Genomic DNA, 22,264 nt, shown 5'->3' with positions numbered 1-22,264 from the left:
CTCATACACTCGAGCATCATGGCTGAACTCTGGTGGGTACCATCGCTCGTTGTGTTCGGCGGCACCGTTGTGGTGGTGGTCATCGCCGTCAAGACGGTGAGGATGCTTCGCCGCCGTGGCGCGCTCGGCTCCGGCGCAGAGCGCCCCGATGAGCTCGACCAGCGCGCGGGCATCGCACTCGTTCGCGCGGACGACGCCCTTCGCAACGCCGAGCTCGAGGTGGAGTTCGCCCGCGCCCAGTTCGGTGATCGCGCCGCCCACGACCTCGCCGACGCCGTTGCACGGGGGCGTGACACGCTGCGCAAGGCCTTTCGGCTGCGCCAGCAGCTGCACGACGAGATCCCGGACACACCGACGCAGCACAGGCGGTGGAACACCAGCATCCTCGAGCTGTGCGCGCACGTTACCGACGGCATCCAGGGCCAGAGTCGCCGCCTCGACGAGCGACGGGCCCTGGAGCGCACCGCACCGGAACGCGTTGCAGAGCTGAAGGCGGCCGTCGAGGCGACCAGGGCACGGGTCGCCGGCGCCATCGAGACCCTCGAGAGGCTGCGGTCGAGCTATGCCGCCGCAGCCTATGCCCAGGTGACCGGCGCGACGTCGGCTGCCTCTGCCGAGCTCGAGCGGGCCGACGAGGCCATTCTCGACGTCGAGAATGCGCTGGCCGCGCACGCCGCGGCATCCGACGGGCTGCAACGTGCGACCACCCACCTGCTCGAGGCGAGGCACAGGCTCGACGAGCTCGACCAGGCGGCGGAGAATCTCGACGCCGCTCAGGATGAACTCGGGGCCATGATCGCCGAGGTGAGGCTCGAGGTGGCAGAGGCGAGGGTGATGCGTGATTCCGCCGAGATCCCGCAGGCAGGCGCACAGATCGCCGAGTCCATCGAGGCGGTGGCAGCAGCCCTGACCCACGTCAGCGGTCGAGCCGGTCTCTCATCCTCGGAACGCACAAACCCGCTCGCGCACATCGACACCCTTCGGGCTGCAGCGGATCGACTCGACGCAGCCGTCGCCGGCGCGCGCAACCAGCAGCAGCGCATCGACAACGCCCGCGCCGCCCTTCGGGGAGCACTGTTCACGGCGCGCAGCCACATCCAGGCAGCCGAGCAGCTGATCGAGGCCAACAGGTCGCGAGTCGGCGCGGATGCTCGCACCAGGCTCACCGAGTCGCGTCGCCAGCTCGACCTGGCCGAGGCGGCAGATGACCCCGTGACGGCTCTCGACACGGCCAGGCGCGCATCGCGCATCGCTCAAGACGCCGAAGCCCTCGCGCTGTATGACGCCGGGCCGCGGACCGCACCGCTCAAGCGGGCATAGGCTTCGCGGGCATCCATCTGGGGAGAACGGCTAGATCGCCACGCCCCGTGCACGCAGATAGGTCTCAGGGTTCGTGTGCTCGCCGTTCACACGGATCTTCAGGTCGAGGTGGCAGGCGGTGACGACACCCGTCGCACCGACGTTGGCGACGTGTGATCCGCCCTCGATCAGCTGCCCGACCTCAACGGGGTAGCTCCCGTTGAGGTGGCCGTAGACCGACTCCACGCCGTTGCCGTGGTCGACGATCACCTGGTTGCCGAAGGCCCCGCCCGAGCCGACGAAGGTGACACGACCGGGCGCGACAGCGATGATCGGTGTGCCGCACGCGGTCGGAAAATCGATTCCGTAGTGGAACGGCGACGAGCACCCGGCTCCGTTGCAGACGATGGCCCGAGGCCCGTAGCCAGATGAGATCGGCACATCGAGGGGTCGATACCACGTGCCGGGAACGGATGCGAGGAACTCTTGCAGCTCAGGGTCGTTCGGGTTGCCTGTGTATTCTCCGGTCGCCCCTGCTGTGGACGACGCACGCGACTCGGCGATCTTCTTCGCGGCTTCGGCCGCTTTCGCGGCCGCGAGCTCTTCGGTCGTCGTAGCCGTGTAACCCTCGCGGTCGACGGCGGCCGCGACGACGTCTTCACTCACGACGAGCGACTGCGTGTCAGCGAGGATCGTGGCGTTGGCATCCACTGTATAACTGGCGCTCGGAGCGGCATACGCCGGAAGGGCGAGCGTTCCGAACAGCGCGGGAACAACGAGACCGACGATCATCGTCGGTCTCCAGGAACGCCACGTGCCGCGGCGTCGGGCAGGAGCCGTCGCGGCGTCGGTCTCAGGTGTGGCGGCGTTCGAATGTGCGCTTCTGGCCGCTTTGCGCTCGGATGCCCGTGACGGGTGCTCGGAACGAGACGACGCCGACTGCGGCGCGGGCGACGTGACGTCCGCAGATGCCGCGTCGACCGTCGGGTCGTCGACGGCCGGTGACATCCGCTGCGCCGTTCCCCGGGCCTGAGCCGGTCTCTGCTGGGCGCTGTCGCTCCGCGGCGCGCCATTGCTCACGGCGGCCGCGGCCCGAGCGGCCTCACGCAGACTGCGACGAGTCGGAAGGCTTTCGCCCGCTCCTGTGCCGGCGTCTGCCGCGTTGGTGTCTGTGTCGGTCGAGGGTCCGCTGACGGCCGGGGTCGCGCGAAGCGATTCGGGCATCTCGTCGTGGGCCAAGCTCTATCCTCCAGGGCAAAACTGATGTACCGCGCGATCGTCGGGTCGCGATACACAGGGACTCAACGAGGTTAACGGTTCAGAGACACGATAACAACCGGATAACGGTGATCTGCGGAAATTCGCAGCCTCGGGTCGCGATCTGCGGCGGGTATGGACTCACCAATACCCTCTGGGGGTATCATCGGAGGATGAGCGGAATGAACCAGAACACCACGGCAGGCCCCTCGCTGGCAGACCTCACCGGCAACCTCAACGGACCAGCAGGGCGCGCGGCCTGTGGGTGCGGAGGGCAGGCGGGCGCCTGTGCCTGCGACCACGGGCACGGACACGGCGCCTCGCAGTCCGACATGACCGCCGGCAGCAGACCGGATCCGTCGAGGGCGAGCGCGCCGAGCGCGCCGAGCGCCGTTCATGATGCTGCCTTCTCTGCCGAGTATGCAGTTGACGGAATGACCTGCGGCAACTGCGTGCGACACGTCTCAGAAGCCCTCGAATCCCTGCCCGGCGTCCGCTCGGTCACGGCGGAGCTCGTCGCCGGCGGCACGTCGACCGTGCGCGTGACGTCAGAGGCGCCTCTCGCCCAGGCCGCTGTGCGCGAGGCGCTCGACGACGCGGGTTACGCGCTGCACGCCTGAACAGCAGCCGGTTTGCCCGCTCTCACCGCCACAACACGGCATCCGTGAGAAGATCGCAGAGTGGCATACGAACGCCGAGAGGTCTTTCAGACGAGCCTGCTGAGCGCCCTGCTCGACGGTGTCTACGACGGTGAGCTGACGATCCACGAGCTTCTCGAGCACGGTGACTTCGGCCTGGGCACGTTCAATCAGCTCGACGGCGAGATGCTCATCCTCGATTCTGTCTGCTACCAGCTGACACAGGACGGCAGCGCACGGATCGCGGACCCCGGATGGCGAACGCCGTTCGCCATCGCCACAACGTTCGCTCCGGCCATCACGACGGCGCTGCCCTCTCATGCGTCGCGTGCCGACGTCGTCGCTTTCATCGAGGACCTCGAGCCGTCGCTGAACTTTCTCTATGCGATACGCATCACCGGCGCCTTCGACTGGATCACCACCCGCACCGTCGCCAGGCAGGAGCGGCCATACCGGCCGATGCGCGAGGTGACGCGCGGAGAACCGAGCAGGCGCTTCGAGAACATCCGTGGAACCGTCGCCGGGTTCCGCACCCCTCTCTATCAGCGGGGAATCGGCGTTCCAGGCGGGCACGTGCACTTCATCGACGAGGCGAAGAGCAGCGGCGGGCACGTGCTCGACTTCGTCACCGGTGACGACGCGGTCGTCGAGCTGTGCATCGGCACCGACCTTCACCTGCGACTGCCGGTGACGGATGCCTTCCAGCACGCGGACCTGTCGCCCGACGACCTCTCTGCCCAGGTGGATGAAACCGAGAACCATCGCTGAGCGCACTCGCGGAATAGCGTCGGCGGGGTTACCGTTGGTGTCACCATGAGCACACAGGCACTGACCTCACAGTCCCACGACTCGGTGACCGCAGACGGAATCGTCCTCATCGACTTCTGGGCAGAGTGGTGCGGACCGTGTCATCGGTTCGCGCCGGTCTTCGAGGAGGCCTCTGAACAGCACACCGACATCACCTTCGCGAAGGTCGATACCGAAGACCAGCGGGAGCTCGCGAGCGCATACGGCATCACGTCGATCCCGACCCTCGTGGCATACCGAGACGGCATCCCCTTGATCGCGCAGGCAGGCGCGCTGCCCGCCGCTGCCCTCGACGACCTCATCGCACAGATCAGAGCCCTCGACATGGATGCCGTGCGCCGTGACTACGAGGAACAGATGAAGGCCAAAGAGGCGGGCGCCGAGTAGGGCCAACAGCAGCACCGATTGCGGAGATCCGTTGCCGATCGTGCCGACGAACCGCACACATCCGCAAGTCACCGTGAACTTAGCGCGCGGTGCGCACCCGCGCAAGCCCTTGAGCACCGTGGTCTGAGGGAGTCTGCTGGTCTGCATCGAAGCATGCAGAGACACGCAATCCAAGGAGGGTGCCCATGCGGGCGATGGTGTATCGCGGGCCGTACAAGGTCAGGGTCGAAGAGAGAGACATCCCCCGCATCGAGCATCCGAACGACGCCATCGTGCGTGTGACGCTCGCCGCCATCTGCGGGTCGGACCTGCATCTGTATCACGGCATGATGCCGGACACACGTGTCGGAACGACGTTCGGCCATGAGTTCATCGGGGTCGTCGAAGAGGTCGGCTCGTCTGTGCAGAACCTGAAGCGCGGCGATCGCGTGATGGTGCCCTTCAACGTCTATTGCGGCTCCTGTTACTTCTGCGCACGCGGGCTGTACTCGAACTGCCACAATGTGAACCCGAACGCGACAGCAATCGGCGGAATCTACGGCTACTCGCACACCTGTGGCGGCTATGACGGCGGGCAGGCCGAGTACGTGCGGGTGCCGTTCGCGGATGTCGGCCCGTCGCTGATTCCGGAATGGATGAGCGACGAAGACGCTGTGCTGCTGACGGATGCCGTCGCCACCGGGTACTTCGGCGCTCAGCTCGGCGAGATCGTCGAGGGCGACACCGTTGCGGTGTTCGGCGCCGGGCCGATCGGTCTCGTCGCCGCGAAGTCCGCCTGGCTGATGGGCGCCGGACGGGTGATCGTGATCGACCACCTCGACTACCGGCTCGAGAAGGCGCGCACCTTCGCCCATGCTGAGAGGCTCAACTTCGCCGACTACGACGACATCGTTGTGCAGATGAAGAAGACAACCGACTACCTCGGCGCAGACGTCGCCATCGACGCCGTCGGAGCAGAGGCGGACGGCAACCTCACCCAGCACATCCTGGCTGCGAAGCTCAAGCTGCAGGGAGGTTCTCCCGTTGCCCTCAACTGGGCGATCGATGCCGTGCGCAAGGGGGGAACCGTGTCTGTGGTCGGTGCGTACGGCCCGATCTTCAGCGCCGTCAAGTTCGGCGACGCCATGAACAAGGGCCTGACGCTGCGCATGAACCAGTGCCCGGTGAAACGACAGTGGCCGAGGCTCTTCGAGCACATTCGAAACGGCCACCTGACGCCGAGCGACATCGTGACGCATCGCATCCCCCTTGAGCACATCGCCGAGGGATACCACATCTTCTCGTCCAAGCTCGATGAGTGCATCAAGCCGCTCATCGTCCCGAGCGCGGCGTGACACGGGAATGACGAAGGGAGAGAAGACCATGCCGTACACAGCAGAACGACCGCCGCGGGCGGAATCGAACGACGAACTCCGGGCCCGGATTCCGGGCTGGGGCGCCGACCTCGACCCGAAGGACCGCCCGGGCATGCCGCAGGAACTGTACGACCCGTCGGCGACGGGAGCGCACTGGGATTTTCCGGAACGGCAGCACGAGCTCCGGTCGCGCGAGCGGTCGATCGAGCACCGGATGCTCCCACCGGTGTTCGGCACGTCGGTGCCTCTCAAAGGGGCGTCGGGTGCCCTCCGCAGGCTTGCGTACAAGCGATACAGCGAGGGCCGCGCCGCTCACTGGCTGATGCTCATCGCGGCCGACCGGGTGGATGCCGTCGAAAGCCATCTGCGCTCATTCGCCACCACGCGCCCGGACAACCCGTTCACCGAGACCGGTGTGAAGAGCGAGTTCACACACGGCGGGTTCACCTCGCGGTTCGGACGCGGCAGGGCGGATGTGAAGCACGCCTGGCTCGATCCGATACTGATCGCGGGGCCCTGGGTGCTCGCGGGATGGCTCGCCGTCAGGATGCTCACGGGCCGTCGCAGGCGAGGGAGCTGAGATACGCCCACCGTCGTGCGGAGAGGCATCCTCGAAGCGGCGCTTGCCGCGCGCCGGAAACGGGTGAGACGGTGCAGCGAGGGTTTCGGGGCCCCTGCTACACCGCCTCACTAAAGAGATGCACTCCTCCTCGGATTATGACGCGACTGCCCCGAACTCTTCGTGACGGGCGCGAGGAGATGTGATCACGGCGCCGCTCAACGAGACGAACCGCGTGGACGGCGATGATCGGAGGTCACACCGAGACACTCTCGAGGTCGTCCGCTCAGGACTGCGCGAGCCGCGCCTCGTGCTGCATGCGTGCGGCGAGCAGCGTGTTGCGCAGCAGCATCGCGATGGTCATCGGGCCGACGCCTCCTGGCACAGGTGTGATCAGGCCGGCCACCCGCGAGACGCCGTCGAAGTCGACATCGCCCCGCAGCCCCTCAGGAGTGCGGTGTATTCCGACGTCGATGACCGCCGCACCGGGCTTGACCAGGTCGGCGGTGATGAGCCCCGGCACGCCGGCAGCGGCCACAACCACGTCTGCGGCACGCGTCAGCGCACCGAGGTCGCGTGTGCGGGAGTGGGCCACAGAGACCGTCGCGTTCCGCTGAGTGAGCATTCTGGCCAGAGGGCCGCCGACGAGCTCTGAGCGACCGACGACAACGGCCAGCGCACCGTCGAGGTCGACGCCGCTCACGTCGAGCAGCTCGATCACGCCGCTCGGTGTGCACGGTCGAAGCCCCTGTTCCCCGCGCGCGAGCAGCCCGGCGCTCAGCGTGGTGAGACCGTCGACGTCTTTGTTCGCGGGGATGAGGTCGATGAGCCGCGCGGAGTCGAGCCCGGCGGGTATCGGCAGCTGCAGCAGGATGCCGGACACCGCGTCGTCAGCCGCGAGGTCGCGGATGACCGTGGCGATCCTCTCTTGCGTCGCATCGGCCTCGAGGTGAACGTGATGGTCGGTGATTCCGGCGGCCGCCGCCTGCTTGCGCTTGTTGGCGACGTAGACCTCGCTCGCCGGGTCGTCTCCGACGAGCACGGTCGCGAGACCGGGAGTGTGCCCGGTCTCGGCGACGAACCCCGCCACTTCCTCGGCCAGTCGCGCGCGAAGATCACGCGACACCTGCCTGCCGTCGATGAGCTGCGCGGTCATCAGAAGACGACCGTCGAGTTGCCGTTCCTCATCACCCGGTCGTCGCAGTGCCACACAACTGCCCGCGCGAGGACCTGACGCTCGACGTCTGCTCCGCGACGTGCGAGGTCGGTGGCCGATTCGGAGTGGGAGACGCGAACGACGTCCTGTTCGATGATCGGCCCCTCGTCGAGATCCTCCGTCACGTAGTGCGCTGTGGCTCCGATGAGCTTCACACCGCGGTCCTTCGCCTTCTGATAGGGGCCTGCGCCGATGAACGCGGGCAGGAACGAGTGGTGGATGTTGATCACGGGCACACCGACTCGTTCGAGAAAGTCCCCGGTGATGATCTGCATGTAGCGCGCGAGCACAACGAGATCGACGTTGCCCTCGAGCAGTTCGAGGTGACGCTGCTCGGCCACCGATCGATCGTTGCGGTCGACGGGAACGTACATAAAGGGAATCCCGAACTGCCGCACGTCGTCTGCGAGGTCCGGATGGTTCGAGACCACCATCGTGACGTCCATCGCGATCTCGCCACGGCGGTGACGCCAGAGCAGGTCGAGAAGGCAGTGATCGGACTTCGACGCGAAGATCGCCACTCTCTTCACCTGACTGGTCGGCGTGAGCGTCCAGGTCAGACCGAGCTCGTCACCGAGGCGGGACCGCAGCTCCTGCTCGAGCTCCGGATGCACTGCCGTGTAGTTCTCGAGGTGGAACTCCGTCCGCTGAAAGAACCGTCCGCCCTCGGGGTCGGTGGAGTACTGGTCGAGCGACACGATGTTCGCGCCGAACGCGCCGAGGATCCCAGAGACCGTGGAGACGATGCCTGGCCGGTCTTCGCCGGAGACCAGCAGTCGAATGCGGTCTGCGAGCGAATCCGTTGCGCGTGTGGTGCGGGGGCGTGGTGTCGTCGTTGTCACTGTGTGTCCTCTCGGTCGGTTGCGTGGAGCTGTTCTCACTCTAGCGAGCTGGGAAATTCTCTCGGACGCGACATCCGTCTGTGCACAGCGATCTCAACGGTCAGCGCCTCGAACGCCTCGAACGCCTCGAACGCCTCGAACGAGCATCGCGCGCGAAGACGGCGCGCTCGTGCGTCGTGATGCCGGTAGCAGTCGGGAATCGACAGCGCCCCGATTGCCGACATAAGTGTTGACAATTCCGCGATTCCCCTGTTGGCTGTGAGATGACAACGGACCCGCAGGGGCGAGATGACAGTGCGCACAAGAAGGAGCACCATGACAGAGACCACGCGTGCCACCCTGGTCGTGAGCGCTCACGCAGGTGATTTCGTGTGGCGAGCAGGGGGCGCCATCGCCACAGCAGCACAACGAGGCGAGAGAGCGGTGATCGTCTGCCTCTCGTACGGAGAGCGTGGCGAGTCTGCGAGCGCCTGGCTGCAGGGCAAGTCCCTCGACGAGATCAAGGCCATCCGACGCTCTGAGGCCGAGAACGCCGCCGCCGCGCTCGGCGCAGAGATCGAGTTCCTCGACGCCGGCGACTACCCGCTCCTCGAGACCCGAGAACTCGTGGACCAGCTCGTTCGCATCTATCGCCGGGTCAACCCGGACGTCGTTCTGACCCACAGTCTCACCGACCCCTATAACTCAGACCATCCGATCGCGGGAAAGATGGCCATCGAGGCGCGCATCCTGGCCCAGGCCATCGGGTATGAGGCTCCCGGCGATCCGCTCGGCGCTCCCCCTGTCTTCTTCTTCGAGCCCCATCAACCGGAGCAGTCCGATTTCAAGCCCAACGTGCTTCTCGACATCACAGGCGCCTTCGACGCCAAGCGCGCCGCGATGGAATGCCTCCCCGCCCAGAAGCACATGTGGGACTACTACACAGACCTCGCGATCCGCCGCGGAGTACAGCTCAGGCGGAACGCCGGGCCGAACCTCGGTCTCACCAGCGACACCAAGGGTGAGGCGTACGTGCGGTACTACCCCGAGGTCACGGACACCCTCCGATGAGACGGGTCATCGTCACCGACCCCGAGAGAGCGGACATCGACGACGTCGACCGGCTCGCTGAATTCGGCGTCGCGACCGTGCACGAAGCGCTCGGACGCGTCGGGCTCGTCGGCCACGACGTGCGGCCGATCCAGAACGGCATCCGCGTCGCGGGCACGGCGGTGACCGTCTTGAGCTGGCCGGGCGACAACCTGATGATCCATGCGGCCATCGAACAGTGCCGACAGGGTGACCTGCTCGTGGTCGCAACGACCTCTCCGTCTACGGACGGCATGTTCGGCGAGCTCTTCGCCACTGCCCTGAAACACCGGGGCGTGCGCGGACTCGTCATCACGGCGGGAGTGCGCGACACAGCAGACCTGCGTGAGATGGGGTTTCCGGTGTGGGCGAAGGCCGTGAACGCCCAGGGCACGGTCAAGGCCACGGCCGGCTCTGTGAACGTTCCGATCGTCGTCGGCAACGCCACCGTTCGCGCCGGCGACGTTGTGCTGGCCGACGACGACGGCGTGATGATCGTTCCACGAGAGCAGGTCGGCGAGGCGATCGAGGCGTCGGAAGCACGCGAAGAGAAGGAACGGCTCACGCGTGAGGCATTCCTTCAGGGCGAGCTCGGTTTGGACCGCTACAGGCTCCGTGCGGTTCTCGCAGACCTCGGTGTTGAGTACATCGCGGCCGAATCGCAGTCAGCCGACTGAGCGGCAACCCGCCCGGCGCAACCCGCCCTGCACCGCCTACGGCAGCTCTTTCAACGCCTCGATGACACCACGCAGGTGCACACGTGTCGCGCGCTCGGCCTCGGACGGATCTCTGGCGACGAGCGCATCGATGATGGCCGCATGCTCAGGCGCAGACACACTGGCACGACCTGCCCTGAACGACAGCCTGTACTGATGCCTGACTCCCTGTGCGCGCAGCCTGTCGAGCACCGCGACCGCGGTCTTGTGCCCGCTGATCTCTCGGATGCGGCGGTCAAGCTGCTGGTTCAGCCGCGAGTACCCGAGAAGGTCGCCGGCATTGGCCGTCGCCATAAGCTGTTCACGCAGGTCGAGCATCTCTTCGACCTCGTCGTCAGAGATCCGCTCGGCGGCCTTGACCGCGCACAGGCCCTCGAGCTCCATCCGCACCTCGAGGATCTCGATCGCCTCGTCCAGAGCCACGGCACGCACACGCGAGCCGCGGTTCGGAATGCGGTCGACGAGCCCGTCGTTGGCCAGTTCGAGAAGCGCCGTCCGCACAGCCGCCCTGCTCGCGCCGAAAGCAATGCTGAGGTCCGCTTCGATGAGCCGCTGGTTCGGCGCATACTCGCCGTCGATGATCGCGTCGCGAATGGCCTTGGTCAGATCGGCCAGAGTCGGACTCGGCCTCGACCCGGCCTCGTTCGCGGTTCCAGCATCCGACATCAGCTGCACGACCTTTCTCTCGGGTGCGATTCTGTCTCTGAGCGTAGACCGTGACCGACCCCGTCGAGGGTATCCTCCGGCATACTTCTATCATTTTTGTCTACAATTGTGAAGGACCGCTGATCGGAAAGGAGTCCCGTTATGGAGATCGCCGTTCTCGGGCTCGGTGAGGCGGGGCGGGTGTATGCCGAGGGACTCGCGCGCAGGGGCATGAGCGTCAGCGGTTTCGACCCGGCGTTGTCTTCGGGTCCGATCTGCATCGCACAGGTTGCGACGAGTCTTGAGAACGCCGTGCGCGACGCCGACCTCGTGCTGAGCATCGTCGGCTCCGCCGCTGCCGAAAGCGCCGCGTCACAGGCGTTTTCGGCTATGCGTCCAGGAGCCATGTTCGCCGACATGAACACGGCGACGCCCGAGCTGATGATGCGACTCGCCTCGGCTGCCGAACGTGCGGGCATCCGCTTCGTCGATGTCGCCATCATGGCGCCCGTGCCACGCGCCGGCGTCAACACACCCCTGCTCGCCAGCGGAACCGGTGCGGAGGGGCTCATCACCGCCCTCAGCGATCTCTCCCTGCCCATCGAGAACCTGGGACCGAAGGCGGGGGCCTCTGCCGGGCTCAAGCTCTTGCGCAGCGTCTTTATGAAAGGACTTGCCGGTCTGGTCTTCGAGAGCGTGACCGCTGCCGAGAAGGTCGGTGCAGCCGACTGGATGCGGTCGCAGATCGCGGCGGAACTGGGTCCGGACGGAAAAGCGCTTGTCGAACGACTGGTCTCGGGCACTCTTGTGCATGCGCCGCGCCGCGCCCACGAGATGCACGACGCACATGACTATCTCGAGACACTCGGCACACCGACCTGGATGACCGCGGCGACGACGGAGTGGCTGGAGGCCATTGCGAAGTCGCCGTCGGCCCCTGCTGCCTGACCGCGTGCGCACCTCCGTCGCCGACGACCATCCCGGCATGCCGCCAACGAACCTCGTGAGCGAGGGGGAGTGCCGCGAGATCGGCCTGGACTTCTGGGTGGATCCAGAAGTCGCGTTCACCGAGCTGTTGCACGGCGAGAAGGTCGCGTTCTGGCTCGACGGCGGCGCGAACGCATCCGGCGGGATGACCTACATGGGCGCTCCCTCCCCCCACGCCCCGATCGCGCTGACCACGGGCAGCGACGGGGAGGTTGTGCTCACATCGGGCTCAGACCCCCGACAGACCCGATACCCGGGCTCAGTCTTCGACCTGCTGGCTGCGACCAGCGCCCCGGTGAGAGCCGCTGCCGATGAAAGCGACGGAGGATTCCGGCTGGGCTGGGTCGGCTGGCTCGGCTATGAGCTGGGGGCCATGACCGTGGGCTCGCCGCGTCACAGGTCCTCGCTGCCCGACGCCGCCCTGATGAGGGCAGACCGTGTGATCGTCTTCGACCACGCCGCCAAACGGCTGGCTCTGCGCGTGCTGCACGGGTCGCCGGCCGAAGACGGCTGGCTCGCAGAGACCGAAGCCGCGCTGGCTCTCTTGTGCGGGCAGGCGCTGAGCCCCCTGCCAGAACCCGGCCCGCCGGTCCCGGCAGAGCTTCGCCATTCCCGGCCGGAGTACCTGCGGATGCTGGCGTCATGCACCGAGGCGATCGCCGCCGGAGAGGCGTACCAGATCTGCCTCACCAACGAGATCACCGTCAACCGAGCGCTCGACGCGGTGCCCGTCTATCGGCGGCTGCGGCATCTGAACCCGAGCCACCACGGTGGATTCCTGCGTTTCGATGAGTTCGCCCTGCTGAGTTCGTCTCCGGAGCAGTTTCTCGACATCCGCCCAGACGGTCGCGTCACAACGAAACCGATCAAGGGAACACGACGACGCGGTACGACCCCAGACGAAGACGCCGCGCTTGTGCGAGAGCTCTCGTCCGATCACAAGGAGGTCGCCGAGAACGTGATGATCGTCGATCTGATGCGGAATGACCTGAGCCGTGTGGCCGAGCCCGAGACTGTGGCGGTGAGCGACCTGCTCACCGTCGAGACCTATCAGAACGTCCATCAGCTGGTGAGCACGATCACGGCGCGCCTTGCCCCTGGCTGCTCGTGTGTGGACGTCGTCGAGGCGTGCCTGCCCGCCGGTTCGATGACAGGAGCGCCGAAGCACAGTGCGATGTCGATCATCGACCAGCTCGAGGGCGGCGCTCGGGGGCCGTATGCCGGCGCTTTCGGATACCTGGGCCTCGACGGACGCGTCGACCTCGCCATGACCATCCGCAGTCTTGTGGTGGAACCTCATCGCACGACCATGGGAGCAGGCGGCGGGATCACGGCCTGGTCTGTGCCAGAAGCCGAGTTCGACGAGACCCTGCTGAAAGCCCAGCCGCTTCTCGCCGCCGCGAACGCCGTGCTCACGCCCGAAGAGCCGCATCTCGGCCCGTGAGCGGTCGGCGTCGACGGCAGGGGGCCCTCGCGATCGCGGAAGGCCACAGCACCCTCAGCCCTGGAAGTCCTCCGGGTCGACGTCTTCGAGGAACTTCTTGAACTCATCGAGCTTCTGCTCGTCGTCTTCGGCGTCGTGATGCTCACCCGGGTCGACCATCGCGGCCGGGATGCCCGCCTCATCGAGCACGTCATCGGCAACGAAGAGCGGAGCCTCGACCCGCACGGCGAGCGCGACGGCATCCGATGGCCGCGCATCGATGAAACGCAGCCCCGATGGTGTCTGGAGCACGATCTCGGCGAAGAATGTGCCCTCGTGAATGCGTGTGACCTCAACGCGCTCGACCTCGGTGTCGAGTGTCTGGAGCAGCGTCTTCATAAGGTCGTGCGACAGGGGCCGCGGTGCCTTCTCACCAGAGACGGCGAGCAGAATGGAACTCGCCTCTTGCGAGCCGATCCAGATCGGCAGCACGTGCCCCTCACCCGACTCCTCACCCAAGGGTTTCAGGAGCACGATGTGCTGCTGCGTGGCATCGAGCGCAACACCGAGTACACGGACCTGGACCATGGGGGCTCCTGTCGAAGGATCGGGTGTGACACTGCCATCGTATGCCGGTTGCCGGCGATCGTTCAGAGGCCGTCTCGATCGAGACGGCCGACGACGGCAGCGAGGACGACCGGGTCCTCGCATCCTCTCGCGAAGCCCCGGATGCGACGGTCGATGTCACGCTGCAAGACGACGGCGCCGATGCGCTCGGCGACCGGTGCGAGCCAGCGGGGACGGCAGGCGAAATTGTAACGCCACACGGCGAGCGTTCGAGCGGGGTCGCCGTCGACGGAGCTGAAGCGCCACCCTGCACCGAGCCTGTCGAAGAACCAGGAGCCCTTCGTCATCTTCATACCGACGTTCGTCGGCGGGTTGTACGAGACATACGTGCTCTCCATCCGCAAGCCGAGGCGCTGCACCGTGTGGGTGCGCACACCGGTCGCCGGCTCGGTCGCGCCGTCGAGGAACTCCTGGTGCCGGATGAATGGATCCCAGCGCAGGCGGACCGCCCCTGTCGTCTGGGACACCGCGAACGCGGTCTCGACGCCGACGGGCACCTCCATACGTGACTCGACGACGGGCATGTCTTATCCTTGCACGTCCGCACATCGCGGCGAGGGGGCGAAAGCGGCAGGACCAGACGTGCTGGATCGCGTGTGCCTGAAGGCCCGACCGCGGACTAAGCCGCGTCGAACCCGCGTGCCCACTCCGCGGTCGCCAGCAGCCCACCGAATGTGTACAAGTGCAACGCGACATCACCCGACATCGAGTCGCCGGCGAGAGATGCCGCCAGATCGGTGACGAACGCGTCTGGACCGGCGGTGCCCATCAGGTTGGTCAGGGAGAAGCCGTACTTCTTCACGATCATCGCGTTCGCGCCAATCCCGAAGCGGCGCGCGAACCCGAGAAGGCGCTTGATGCCGGCCGGACCGGGCGTGCCGATGCGAATCGTGCTCTCGATGCCCCGCCCGCGAACGGACCGGATCCACTCCAGCACAGGGTCGGTGTCGAACGCGAACTGCGTGACGATCGTGGCGTCCACACCCTGCTGGGCGAGGGCGAGGGACTTCTCATCCAGCGCACGCCACAGGGCTTCTTCCTCGATGTCCGGGTGCCCCTCCGGATAACCGGTGATCGAGACCTCCTTGACGCCGTAGTCGAGGAGCAGGCCGGTGCGGATCACGTCATAGGAGTCCTGATACGGGCCCGCCGGTGCCGCCGGGTCGCCACCGACGACAACAACGTGCTCGGTGGCACCCACATCCCGCAGCCGATCGAGGAACTCCTCCAGCTGAGATCGCGACGCGAGACGCCGCGCAGAGATATGGGGGACGGGAACGAACCCGAGCTGACGCACGGCCTTGGCAGCCGAGACGCGCATCTCCAGGTCCTCGTTGCCGAGGAACGTGACGTTGATCTTCGTGCCGGGCGGGATCGCGGCTTTCGCCTCGATCAGACCCGGCACATCCTTGCCCGTCATCTCCAGGGAATAGCCGTTCACCAACCGCGGGGAGCGCTGCGCGCTGACGGCCGCGCTTTCTGTCACCATACGACCACCATCTGAGTCAGGAGTTCGCCCGGTAGCTGGTGCGGGCCTTCTCGGTGAGAGGCGCCGGGTTCACGGTGGCCCGGATCGTGATCTGCTGGTGATCCTCGACCGTCGGCTTGTCGGTGACCGGACTCTCGCCCCATACCACCTCCACCTCGGTGCCCGGCTCGGCGAACTCACTGTCCACCGTGGCGAGCGAAAGCATCGCCTTCTCGCTCGAGGAGTACCCCGTCCAGGTGGAGAGACCGATCTGACGCCCTCCGCTGGTCACGGAATCGAACTGATACGTGTTGTAGACCGACAGGGGCAGCTTGATGCTCTTCGCTCCGAGTCCCGGGCGGAAAGCCGAACCGATGGCCTTCTCGACATCCTCGCCGTGCCAGACGAGCGTCACCTTGCGTTTTCGTGTATCGCGGCCCTCTGCCACGAATCGTTCGAGCGCCTCGCGCCCGATGAAGTCATGGTCGAAGGCGACGATACGCCCGTAGTCGAGGTCATAGGGCGTGAGATAGTAGTCGGCCACGTCCTCCGAGTAGAAGCTGCCACCGAGGGGCGAGTTGCCCTCGAATGAGTTGGCACGCAACCATTTGCGGTAGGGCGCCATGGCCTCGCCCGAGTAGATCGCGGGAATCGGACGCGGCACCCATCCAGACTCAAGGGCATTGGTCGGGTAGGCCAGCGCGCCGACACGGCGGATGTCGTACTCACGGCCCGCCTCGAGTATCGCGTCGAGCACAACCTCACCGTCCGCCCATGGGCCCCAGAACTCGAAGCCGGGCTCGCCGGCCATGCCGTGCCGAAGAGCGCGCACCTCCTTACCCGCTATCGTGAACCTGGTCATGCTGAAGAAGGGTAGCTTCGGCGCTTCATAACCAAGTGCCCCTCGCATCACATCCATGGCCTTCGGCCCCTGAACCTGATACCGGTAGAGCTCCGGCGGGCCCTGACGGGTGGCTGAGTTCTCCTCGAGCTCCACACGCACGTCGTAGGGTCCCGTGAGGGCGTGGTACCGCACCCAGTGAAGAACAGGGGTTCCGATGAGTTCGTACCGGTCCTCCTCTACGTGAACCAGCACGGCGTCGCCGATGAGATAACCGTCGTGACTCACGGCGACGAACTGTTTGGCCTTGTCGACCGGAAAGTTCGCGAAGCTGTTGATCCCGAGGTTCGACAAGATCTTGAGCGCGTCAGGGCCCTCGACCACAAGACGCTTCATGTGGTGGGACTGGTCGAACACAACGGCGCTTGTTCGCCAGGCGAGCTGCTCGTCACGCCAGTTCGAGTACTCGGCCGGAACGAAAGGCACGGCCCATGGCAGCGACTGCGAGTTGCGAAGCAGAGGCACTGCCCCGCCAGCGGCGACTATCGCCTCATCAAGGGATTCTGGCTTGGTCATAACGTTCTCCTCGTCGTTGAAGGGTGGGGGTCCGATGCATACGTCTGCGTCATCTGTTCCGCCGTCGCGCGTTGTGATGCGTTCTTCGGCCGGCCCAGCGTGCTGAGCATCCTGCTGCGAATAACGTAGACCGCGAGCCTGAGGCGGGGGAAGGCGACGCATCACTCTGTTCGCAGGACGAACATCTCTCGTTCATCGGTCGGATCTCACGGACGAGGTTCGCGGTATATTATGACGCTCAATGCCTCAACGGCAGCTTGTGGCACGACAGTCATCAACGTGGATGGAGTGGTCGATGGACGGTGACCCGAAAAAGGTACGATCAGCTCGCGTTGCCGCCGACCGCAACGCTGGAGCCTACGGATCCGTCCGCTCGATCGAACGAGCGCTCGCCCTGCTCTCGGCTCTCGCAGACGGCCCCGCCTCGGCCAGCGAGCTCGCGAAGGAAACGGGCGTCAACCGCACGAGCATCTATCGGCTGCTCGCGACCCTCGATCAGTCCGGCTACGTCACGAGTCGCACCGACGGAAGCTTCAGGCTGGCATCCAAGGTGCTCGACTTGAGCGCTGGGGTCGACCCGGTCGAACGGGCAGTGCACGCCGCGACGCCCATCCTCAGGGAACTCACCGCGGAACTGTCCTGGCCGGTGAACTTCGCCACCTATGAGAGCGGCTCGATGATCGTTCAGGTGTCAACACACAGACTCCCGTCGCGCCTTCGGTATCGCGACATGACGGGGCAGAGGGTCCCTCTCATCAGCGGCGTCGGTGCGAGTTACCTTTCCCAGCTGTCACCAGACGTCGCGGAGCAGGTGATCCACCGCGAGGTGCCACCGAGATTGCGTCAGCATCTGATGAGGGCGGTCGACCGAACCCAGACGCGCGGCTACACCGTCGCGGTCGAGCAGGTCGAAGGCGGTATCACGAGTCTCGCACTCCCCCTGCGATACGGGCCTCGCGACTTCGGAACCGTCAATCTGGTAAGCACGAGCAGGTTCAACCCCGAAAATCTCGTGCGCCGCAATCTCGTCACTCTGCGCAACGGCGTGGCGTCGCTCGAGCGTGCCATCGACCAGCTGACGCACCCGGGGATCTCGCCCGACAGCCAGTGATCCGCGAGGCCAGGCCGTTGGCCCGAACAGCCGTCGACGAATGCATCGTGCCGTCTTGCCGCGAACGACTTCTCCATCGGTGATGACAAGACGCCTCGGAGGCGCTATTCTCGACGGTGGTCAATATTGCAGTACCCTGGTCAGCATTTGGACCAGTTTTCATGAAAGTCATCAGCAAAGGAGCCAGGCATGCCGTTAGCACTATGCGCACTCTCGCACTCCCCCGCGATGGGGATCAACCCCGTTGCGAGCGAGGTCTCGGAGGCCGTCGACGCGGCCCTCGAAGACGCGAGGCAATTCGTGGCGGAGTTCGATCCCGAACTGGTGATCATGTTCGGCCCCGACCACTTCAATGGCTTCTTCTATGACATGATGCCGCCGTTCTGTCTCGGTCGCACCGCACAGGCCCTCGGCGACTTCGACACCCTGGCCGGTCCCCTGAACGTCGAGTACGACACGGCGACCGCGGTGGCCCGCGAGATTCTGGATTCCGGCATCGATGTCGCCATCTCGGAACGGATGCACGTCGACCATGGCTTCGCCCAGCCTCTCGGGCTGATCTTCGGCAGCCTTGACACCCCGCCTCTCGTGCCGATCTTCATCAACTGCGTCGCCCAGCCGTTCGGGCCGGTCAAACGAGCTCGGCTGCTCGGCGAAGCGGCCGGCCGGGCCGCGATCAGCACCGGCAAACGGGTATTGATCATGGGCTCCGGCGGCCTGTCGCACGACCCACCCGTGCCGACGCTCGAGGGCGCGGCTCCCGCAGTCGCCGAAAGGCTGATCGACGGCCGGAATCCGACGCCGGAGCAGCGGGCGTTACGCCAGCAGGCTGCGCTCAAGGCCGGAATGGATCTCGCAGCCGGGGCGGGGACGATCCAGGAGCTCAACCCGGAATGGGACCGTCAGGTGCTCGCCATGTTGGCCGACGGCGATCTCGAGACCTTCGACTCATGGACGACTGAGTCGTTCACGGAGCTCGCCGGTCACTCCTCACACGAAACCCGCAACTGGATCGCGACCTATGCGGCCCTGAGCGCCGCAGGTCCGTACAGGGTACTCTCGTCGTTCTATCGGCCCATCCCCGAGTGGATCGCCGGCTTCGGGGTCACGACGGCACTCCCCCTCGCACCCTGACCTGTTTTATGACGGATGACGGGAATGCGTCCGCGATCGAGACGGCGGCGGAATGTCTGCGACGAGCCCACCGGACCGGCGTGCCCTGCGCGACGATTCGGGGATCTTGATGTGATTGAGCTCACGTTCACACAGCCAGAATGACAGTCAATATCTTGACCTGTATAGTAATATGTTGTACGCGCGCTGGTTTCAGCCGCTATCGTCCTTTGATCGGAGTCAGTAATGGCCAACCAGCTCACAAGCGAGCAACTCGAGATTCGAGTGCGCGAATACATGGACGCGTGCACGTCCGGCGATGCGGAAGCGGTCGAGAAGCACCTCACAGCCGATGCTGTGCACTATTTTCCTCCTGGCATGTACGACGGACCGTGGGTGGGTTCGGAATACATCGCAGCGCGCTGGGCCGGCTTGGTAGAGAGCGGCCGTTCCGCGTGGACCGTCGACGCGATCGCCGTGGACACGGTTCGCCGCTCAGCTGTCTCTGAGTGGACGCATTTCAAGCAGAGCGCGGGAGTCATTCTGCGAGGAACGGAGTGGTACGAGTTCGACGAATCCGGCCTGATCAGCGAGATCCGAGCGTACTACGCCTCGCCGCAAGCAGCCGGTCTCGACCGAATGGAGCTCGGCGGGTTCGATTACGACGAGCGGGGCTACGCACTGCGCGCACCGTCACAAGGTTAGGGCTCTCCGTGAGCTCTGATGCGTCCGCGCGGCGCGCACCGGCTCCCGCGGTCACCCGGGGCGCCGCCGTGCTGGACATCCTGGCTGCGCAGCCGAACCGCGCTTTCAGCGTAAGCGAGCTCAGCCGTCTCACACAGATCCCCAAATCGACAACCACCAATCTGTGCGCAGCGCTCGAAGACGCCGACTTCATACGGCGGGGTTCAGGCGGCATCCAACTCAGCTATCGGCTCGCCCAACTAGGCAACGCGTATCTGAAGAGCGTTGCGGAGATCGAAGAGTTCTATCTCTTGTGCCGCGCGACCTATCCGAGAGCCGCCCAGACCATTCAGCTGGGTGTGCTGGGCGACGGGCTGAATGTGGTCTTCCTTGCCCGTCATAGCGGCACAGCCCCTTTGAATCTCGGTCTGGCCTCGGAGATCGGGCGATCAGTGCCCGCGCACTGCACGGCTACCGGAAAAGCACTGCTGGCCGCCAGTGGCGTTGTCGAGACCCATCTTCGATCGGGAGGCGACCAACTCGTCAAGGTCACGCCCAACTCGATCGGCACACTGAGCATGCTCGACGACGAGCTGCGCGCGACGACGGCACGGGGCTATGCGACCGAGCTCGGCGAGATCGTCGGCAGTCTTCGATGCTTCGCCGCAGCCGTGCGCACCCCCCATCGCTCGGATGGGCTCATAGGCATCAGCTTCAGCTACCCGGAACACTCCGTCCCGGGTGATACCGGTCTGGTCGGGACTGAATTGCTCGAGTTCGCCAGCCGCTTCGCCCTCCGCGTGGGCGGGCACCTCGCTTGATGAAAGGGAGTCATAAACGATATACGGAGTATCGGTGACCTTCCAGAACGCTCCTCCGGTCTCCATCTTGCCGCCCGAGCTCCGCGATGGCCAGATCGCGGTGCCGCGTCGCGTGGACGGTGTCCGTTATACGCCAGTCGACTCCAGACAGCCGCTCTGACAACCGCAGCAGCGGCGTCAGCCGTCGCGGCACAGTGGTCGTGGCACAGTGGTCGTGCGCGCGGGTCAAGCAGTCGCGAGCGCGCCGGGCGCGGTGCGCGCCACGCGGACGTGAAGGGGCGCAAAGGCCGTGCCCACCGGGTACATCCCGTCGAAGAGGCCTGCGCTCTCGGCCGCCAGCCTGGTGGGCACATCGGGCAACATGATCACCTCTCCGTCGTTCACCACGTCGACAGGTTCGAGGTCCACAAGACGCGCGCGCGACGGGCTATCGTTCGAAACCGGCTTATGCTCGCCGCCGACCTCACTGGTCAACGTCCATCCCTCATCGCCGAACTCGAGCCATGGATCGCGGACGTCCACCGCAAGAAGGCCGGAGTGAGCTCTCAAGCGCAGCTCGCCTCGAAATCGAATCGTGCCCGTCAGCGTCGAGCCATCGAAACCGCTCGTGTCTGCCACGGCGAAATAGAACTCGCCGGGACCCACGAGCCCGGCCCCCGCAGACACCTGCGACGAGGCATCGCCGACCCGGGCAAGGTAGTCGATGAGGCTGTTCTTGATTCCCCACACAAGACCCGTGTCCACGCGTTCCTGTTTCACAGTGTTCCTTCCATTCCTCGGCTTGGCCCCTCACTCATACCCTCACAGCGACATCCGCTTCAGCCACCGCGAAGCCGCGAATCTCGGTGGGCTCTCAGAGCCCGAGAACGAGGCGGTTCGATCTCGCTCGTGAGACGCAGGGGAACATCACGCTGTGTGACTCCCGCTCGGCGGGGCTGAGGATCGAGTCACGATGATCGATCTCCCCGTCGACCACAACGATCTCACAGGTGCCGCACGTGCCCTCTTCGCAGGACGACGGCACGTAGTGTCCTGCGTCGTGCAGTCTCGACAGCAGAGAGCAAGACGGTGGTACCGAAAGCACCTGACCGCTGGATTCGATCTCGACCTCGAATGCCGTGTCATGATCGGCATCGGCGTCTCGTTCACGGGCTTGAAAGCGTTCCACATGAAGAGTGCCGGCCGGCCACAGAACCGCCGCCTCCTCCACATCGCGGAGCAGGCGTTCGGGCCCGCAGGCGTACACCAGAGTGCCCGCGGTCAGGCCGGCGAGTTCTTGCCGGAGCGGGTACCGACCGCGATCTTCGCTCGACCAGACCACTGCTTTCTCACCGAGTGAAGCCAGCTCCGCGGCATAGGCCATCGATGTCAGGCTCCGCCCCAGATAGAGGAGGCGCCAGTTCGCTCCGGCTCTTTGCGCCTCGGCGATCATTCCCCTGATCGGAGTGATCCCGATTCCTCCGGCGATGAAGAGATAGTCCGGCGACGCTACGAGCGGGAAATGATTGCGCGGGAGACTGATCCCGATCTCGTCGCCGATCGCCAGTCGAGTGTGCACCTGCTCGGATCCCCCTCTGCCCTCCACCTCGCGAAGAACGGCGAGCGTCAGCGCGCTTCTGTCGAGCGGGTCACCGCAAAGAGAATACTGGCGGATCTCCCCGCCGGGCAGCATCAGATCGATGTGGGAGCCGGCGGTCCACGGCATGATCTCCTCGACCGGCTGGAGAACCACCTCGACCACACCGTCTGCGATAGCGGTCATGCGTGTGACCCGGGCAGAGGTGTGCTCGTTCTCGTGCACGCGTTCCTGTTCGATGGTCATGG

General features: G+C 65.6%; 24 protein-coding genes. 14 read left to right on the top strand and 10 right to left on the bottom strand.

Annotation, left to right across the window (positions count from 1 at the left end; translation table 11 throughout):
* The first annotated feature begins 18 nt into the window (after window positions 1-18).
* Window positions 19-1,320, top strand: a complete 1,302-nt coding sequence (locus tag ACYVF5_RS01315) for a coiled-coil domain-containing protein (protein ID WP_460942518.1) — start codon at window positions 19-21, stop codon at window positions 1,318-1,320.
* A 30-nt stretch (window positions 1,321-1,350) separates the two neighbouring features.
* Here the strand turns inward: ACYVF5_RS01315 and ACYVF5_RS01310 are convergent, their stop codons facing one another.
* Window positions 1,351-2,538 carry a M23 family metallopeptidase gene (locus ACYVF5_RS01310; protein WP_460942516.1) on the bottom strand — a complete coding sequence of 396 codons (1,188 nt, stop codon included), beginning with the start codon at window positions 2,536-2,538 and terminating at the stop codon, window positions 1,351-1,353.
* Window positions 2,539-2,738: 200 nt separating this feature from the next.
* On the opposite strand from ACYVF5_RS01310, the gene ACYVF5_RS01305 reads away from it, so the two are divergent.
* The 5 genes from ACYVF5_RS01305 to ACYVF5_RS01285 all read left to right on the top strand — a co-directional run bounded on the left by ACYVF5_RS01305 (window position 2,739) and on the right by ACYVF5_RS01285 (window position 6,323).
* Window positions 2,739-3,176, top strand: a complete 438-nt coding sequence (locus ACYVF5_RS01305) for a heavy-metal-associated domain-containing protein (protein ID WP_460942514.1) — start codon at window positions 2,739-2,741, stop codon at window positions 3,174-3,176.
* 60 nt (window positions 3,177-3,236) lie between these two features.
* Entirely contained in the window at window positions 3,237-3,962 is a 726-nt protein-coding gene (gene budA / locus ACYVF5_RS01300) for an acetolactate decarboxylase (RefSeq protein ID WP_460942512.1), read from the top strand.
* A gap of 45 nt (window positions 3,963-4,007) precedes the next feature.
* Window positions 4,008-4,388: a thioredoxin gene (gene trxA, locus ACYVF5_RS01295; protein ID WP_460942510.1), complete on the top strand. Its 381-nt coding sequence runs from the start codon at window positions 4,008-4,010 to the stop codon at window positions 4,386-4,388.
* Window positions 4,389-4,573: 185 nt separating this feature from the next.
* The gene (locus tag ACYVF5_RS01290; RefSeq protein WP_460942508.1) at window positions 4,574-5,722 is read left to right on the top strand and encodes a zinc-dependent alcohol dehydrogenase; all 1,149 of its coding nucleotides are present in this window, start codon (window positions 4,574-4,576) and stop codon (window positions 5,720-5,722) included.
* A 28-nt stretch (window positions 5,723-5,750) separates the two neighbouring features.
* Complete coding sequence (locus ACYVF5_RS01285; protein ID WP_460942506.1) at window positions 5,751-6,323, top strand: hypothetical protein; 573 nt, start codon at window positions 5,751-5,753, stop codon at window positions 6,321-6,323.
* A gap of 265 nt (window positions 6,324-6,588) precedes the next feature.
* Here ACYVF5_RS01285 and folD read toward each other — a convergent pair whose 3' ends face one another.
* Both folD and purU read right to left on the bottom strand, forming a co-directional pair.
* Entirely contained in the window at window positions 6,589-7,458 is an 870-nt protein-coding gene (gene folD / locus ACYVF5_RS01280; RefSeq protein WP_460942504.1) for a bifunctional methylenetetrahydrofolate dehydrogenase/methenyltetrahydrofolate cyclohydrolase FolD, read from the bottom strand.
* Window positions 7,458-8,360 carry a formyltetrahydrofolate deformylase gene (gene purU, locus ACYVF5_RS01275; RefSeq protein WP_460942502.1) on the bottom strand — a complete coding sequence of 301 codons (903 nt, stop codon included), beginning with the start codon at window positions 8,358-8,360 and terminating at the stop codon, window positions 7,458-7,460. Before purU ends, folD begins: the two co-directional genes overlap by 1 nt.
* Window positions 8,361-8,675: 315 nt before the next feature.
* Here purU and ACYVF5_RS01270 point away from each other — a divergent pair, with 315 nt between their 5' ends.
* Both ACYVF5_RS01270 and ACYVF5_RS01265 read left to right on the top strand, forming a co-directional pair.
* A complete protein-coding gene (locus ACYVF5_RS01270) occupies window positions 8,676-9,410 on the top strand; it encodes a PIG-L deacetylase family protein (protein ID WP_460942500.1) in 735 nt (244 codons plus the stop codon).
* Window positions 9,407-10,105 (top strand): 4-carboxy-4-hydroxy-2-oxoadipate aldolase/oxaloacetate decarboxylase, encoded by a 699-nt coding sequence (locus tag ACYVF5_RS01265; protein ID WP_460942498.1) that lies wholly within the window; start codon window positions 9,407-9,409, stop codon window positions 10,103-10,105. The genes ACYVF5_RS01270 and ACYVF5_RS01265 overlap by 4 nt, the downstream gene beginning before the upstream one ends.
* A gap of 36 nt (window positions 10,106-10,141) precedes the next feature.
* Here the strand turns inward: ACYVF5_RS01265 and ACYVF5_RS01260 are convergent, their stop codons facing one another.
* Window positions 10,142-10,810 (bottom strand): GntR family transcriptional regulator, encoded by a 669-nt coding sequence (locus tag ACYVF5_RS01260; RefSeq protein WP_460942496.1) that lies wholly within the window; start codon window positions 10,808-10,810, stop codon window positions 10,142-10,144.
* A 141-nt stretch (window positions 10,811-10,951) separates the two neighbouring features.
* Here ACYVF5_RS01260 and ACYVF5_RS01255 point away from each other — a divergent pair, with 141 nt between their 5' ends.
* Both ACYVF5_RS01255 and ACYVF5_RS01250 read left to right on the top strand, forming a co-directional pair.
* Window positions 10,952-11,737, top strand: a complete 786-nt coding sequence (locus tag ACYVF5_RS01255) for an NAD(P)-dependent oxidoreductase (RefSeq protein WP_460942494.1) — start codon at window positions 10,952-10,954, stop codon at window positions 11,735-11,737.
* Between the two features lie 37 nt (window positions 11,738-11,774).
* Window positions 11,775-13,220 (top strand): anthranilate synthase component I family protein, encoded by a 1,446-nt coding sequence (locus tag ACYVF5_RS01250; RefSeq protein ID WP_460942492.1) that lies wholly within the window; start codon window positions 11,775-11,777, stop codon window positions 13,218-13,220.
* A gap of 54 nt (window positions 13,221-13,274) precedes the next feature.
* On the opposite strand, the gene ACYVF5_RS01245 is transcribed toward ACYVF5_RS01250, so the two are convergent.
* From ACYVF5_RS01245 to ACYVF5_RS01230, 4 genes are all read right to left on the bottom strand, one after another.
* Window positions 13,275-13,787: a bifunctional nuclease family protein gene (locus ACYVF5_RS01245; protein WP_460942490.1), complete on the bottom strand. Its 513-nt coding sequence runs from the start codon at window positions 13,785-13,787 to the stop codon at window positions 13,275-13,277.
* A gap of 62 nt (window positions 13,788-13,849) precedes the next feature.
* A complete protein-coding gene (locus tag ACYVF5_RS01240; protein WP_460942488.1) occupies window positions 13,850-14,350 on the bottom strand; it encodes an SRPBCC family protein in 501 nt (166 codons plus the stop codon).
* Between the two features lie 95 nt (window positions 14,351-14,445).
* On the bottom strand, window positions 14,446-15,315 hold the full coding sequence (locus tag ACYVF5_RS01235) for a methylenetetrahydrofolate reductase (protein ID WP_460942486.1): 870 nt from the start codon (window positions 15,313-15,315) through the stop codon (window positions 14,446-14,448).
* Between the two features lie 16 nt (window positions 15,316-15,331).
* Window positions 15,332-16,711 (bottom strand): aminomethyl transferase family protein, encoded by a 1,380-nt coding sequence (locus ACYVF5_RS01230; RefSeq protein ID WP_460942484.1) that lies wholly within the window; start codon window positions 16,709-16,711, stop codon window positions 15,332-15,334.
* A gap of 295 nt (window positions 16,712-17,006) precedes the next feature.
* On the opposite strand from ACYVF5_RS01230, the gene ACYVF5_RS01225 reads away from it, so the two are divergent.
* The 4 genes from ACYVF5_RS01225 to ACYVF5_RS01210 all read left to right on the top strand — a co-directional run bounded on the left by ACYVF5_RS01225 (window position 17,007) and on the right by ACYVF5_RS01210 (window position 20,440).
* Window positions 17,007-17,822 (top strand): helix-turn-helix domain-containing protein, encoded by an 816-nt coding sequence (locus tag ACYVF5_RS01225; RefSeq protein WP_460942482.1) that lies wholly within the window; start codon window positions 17,007-17,009, stop codon window positions 17,820-17,822.
* Between the two features lie 189 nt (window positions 17,823-18,011).
* Window positions 18,012-18,956: a 3-carboxyethylcatechol 2,3-dioxygenase gene (locus ACYVF5_RS01220; RefSeq protein WP_460942480.1), complete on the top strand. Its 945-nt coding sequence runs from the start codon at window positions 18,012-18,014 to the stop codon at window positions 18,954-18,956.
* Between the two features lie 225 nt (window positions 18,957-19,181).
* Window positions 19,182-19,640 (top strand): nuclear transport factor 2 family protein, encoded by a 459-nt coding sequence (locus ACYVF5_RS01215; RefSeq protein ID WP_460942478.1) that lies wholly within the window; start codon window positions 19,182-19,184, stop codon window positions 19,638-19,640.
* An 8-nt stretch (window positions 19,641-19,648) separates the two neighbouring features.
* Complete coding sequence (locus ACYVF5_RS01210) at window positions 19,649-20,440, top strand: IclR family transcriptional regulator (protein ID WP_460942476.1); 792 nt, start codon at window positions 19,649-19,651, stop codon at window positions 20,438-20,440.
* A 225-nt stretch (window positions 20,441-20,665) separates the two neighbouring features.
* Here ACYVF5_RS01210 and ACYVF5_RS01205 read toward each other — a convergent pair whose 3' ends face one another.
* Both ACYVF5_RS01205 and ACYVF5_RS01200 read right to left on the bottom strand, forming a co-directional pair.
* Window positions 20,666-21,199, bottom strand: coding sequence for an HtaA domain-containing protein (locus ACYVF5_RS01205; protein WP_460942474.1), 534 nt, complete (start codon window positions 21,197-21,199; stop codon window positions 20,666-20,668).
* Window positions 21,200-21,293: 94 nt separating this feature from the next.
* Window positions 21,294-22,262, bottom strand: coding sequence for a PDR/VanB family oxidoreductase (locus tag ACYVF5_RS01200; RefSeq protein WP_460942934.1), 969 nt, complete (start codon window positions 22,260-22,262; stop codon window positions 21,294-21,296).
* Window positions 22,263-22,264: the final 2 nt, after the last annotated feature.

It is taken from the genome of Okibacterium endophyticum (genome assembly GCF_054780075.1).
Note: the sequence above shows the minus strand (reverse complement) of the source record. Positions and strands in the feature narration are given on the sequence as shown.

Coding starts and splice junctions, on each gene's coding strand:
- trxA (WP_460942510.1), top strand. CDS start 4,008: ATGAGCACACAGGCACTGACCTCACAGTCCCACGACTCGGTGACCGCA.
- folD (WP_460942504.1), bottom strand. CDS start 7,458: ATGACCGCGCAGCTCATCGACGGCAGGCAGGTGTCGCGTGATCTTCGC.
- ACYVF5_RS01315 (WP_460942518.1), top strand. CDS start 19: ATGGCTGAACTCTGGTGGGTACCATCGCTCGTTGTGTTCGGCGGCACC.
- ACYVF5_RS01220 (WP_460942480.1), top strand. CDS start 18,012: ATGCCGTTAGCACTATGCGCACTCTCGCACTCCCCCGCGATGGGGATC.
- ACYVF5_RS01285 (WP_460942506.1), top strand. CDS start 5,751: ATGCCGTACACAGCAGAACGACCGCCGCGGGCGGAATCGAACGACGAA.
- ACYVF5_RS01200 (WP_460942934.1), bottom strand. CDS start 22,262: ATGACCATCGAACAGGAACGCGTGCACGAGAACGAGCACACCTCTGCC.
- ACYVF5_RS01225 (WP_460942482.1), top strand. CDS start 17,007: ATGGACGGTGACCCGAAAAAGGTACGATCAGCTCGCGTTGCCGCCGAC.
- ACYVF5_RS01255 (WP_460942494.1), top strand. CDS start 10,952: ATGGAGATCGCCGTTCTCGGGCTCGGTGAGGCGGGGCGGGTGTATGCC.
- ACYVF5_RS01265 (WP_460942498.1), top strand. CDS start 9,407: ATGAGACGGGTCATCGTCACCGACCCCGAGAGAGCGGACATCGACGAC.
- ACYVF5_RS01260 (WP_460942496.1), bottom strand. CDS start 10,810: ATGTCGGATGCTGGAACCGCGAACGAGGCCGGGTCGAGGCCGAGTCCG.
- ACYVF5_RS01235 (WP_460942486.1), bottom strand. CDS start 15,315: ATGGTGACAGAAAGCGCGGCCGTCAGCGCGCAGCGCTCCCCGCGGTTG.
- ACYVF5_RS01270 (WP_460942500.1), top strand. CDS start 8,676: ATGACAGAGACCACGCGTGCCACCCTGGTCGTGAGCGCTCACGCAGGT.
- ACYVF5_RS01290 (WP_460942508.1), top strand. CDS start 4,574: ATGCGGGCGATGGTGTATCGCGGGCCGTACAAGGTCAGGGTCGAAGAG.
- ACYVF5_RS01250 (WP_460942492.1), top strand. CDS start 11,775: ATGCCGCCAACGAACCTCGTGAGCGAGGGGGAGTGCCGCGAGATCGGC.
- ACYVF5_RS01230 (WP_460942484.1), bottom strand. CDS start 16,711: ATGACCAAGCCAGAATCCCTTGATGAGGCGATAGTCGCCGCTGGCGGG.
- ACYVF5_RS01305 (WP_460942514.1), top strand. CDS start 2,739: ATGAACCAGAACACCACGGCAGGCCCCTCGCTGGCAGACCTCACCGGC.
- ACYVF5_RS01215 (WP_460942478.1), top strand. CDS start 19,182: ATGGCCAACCAGCTCACAAGCGAGCAACTCGAGATTCGAGTGCGCGAA.
- ACYVF5_RS01245 (WP_460942490.1), bottom strand. CDS start 13,787: ATGGTCCAGGTCCGTGTACTCGGTGTTGCGCTCGATGCCACGCAGCAG.
- ACYVF5_RS01240 (WP_460942488.1), bottom strand. CDS start 14,350: ATGCCCGTCGTCGAGTCACGTATGGAGGTGCCCGTCGGCGTCGAGACC.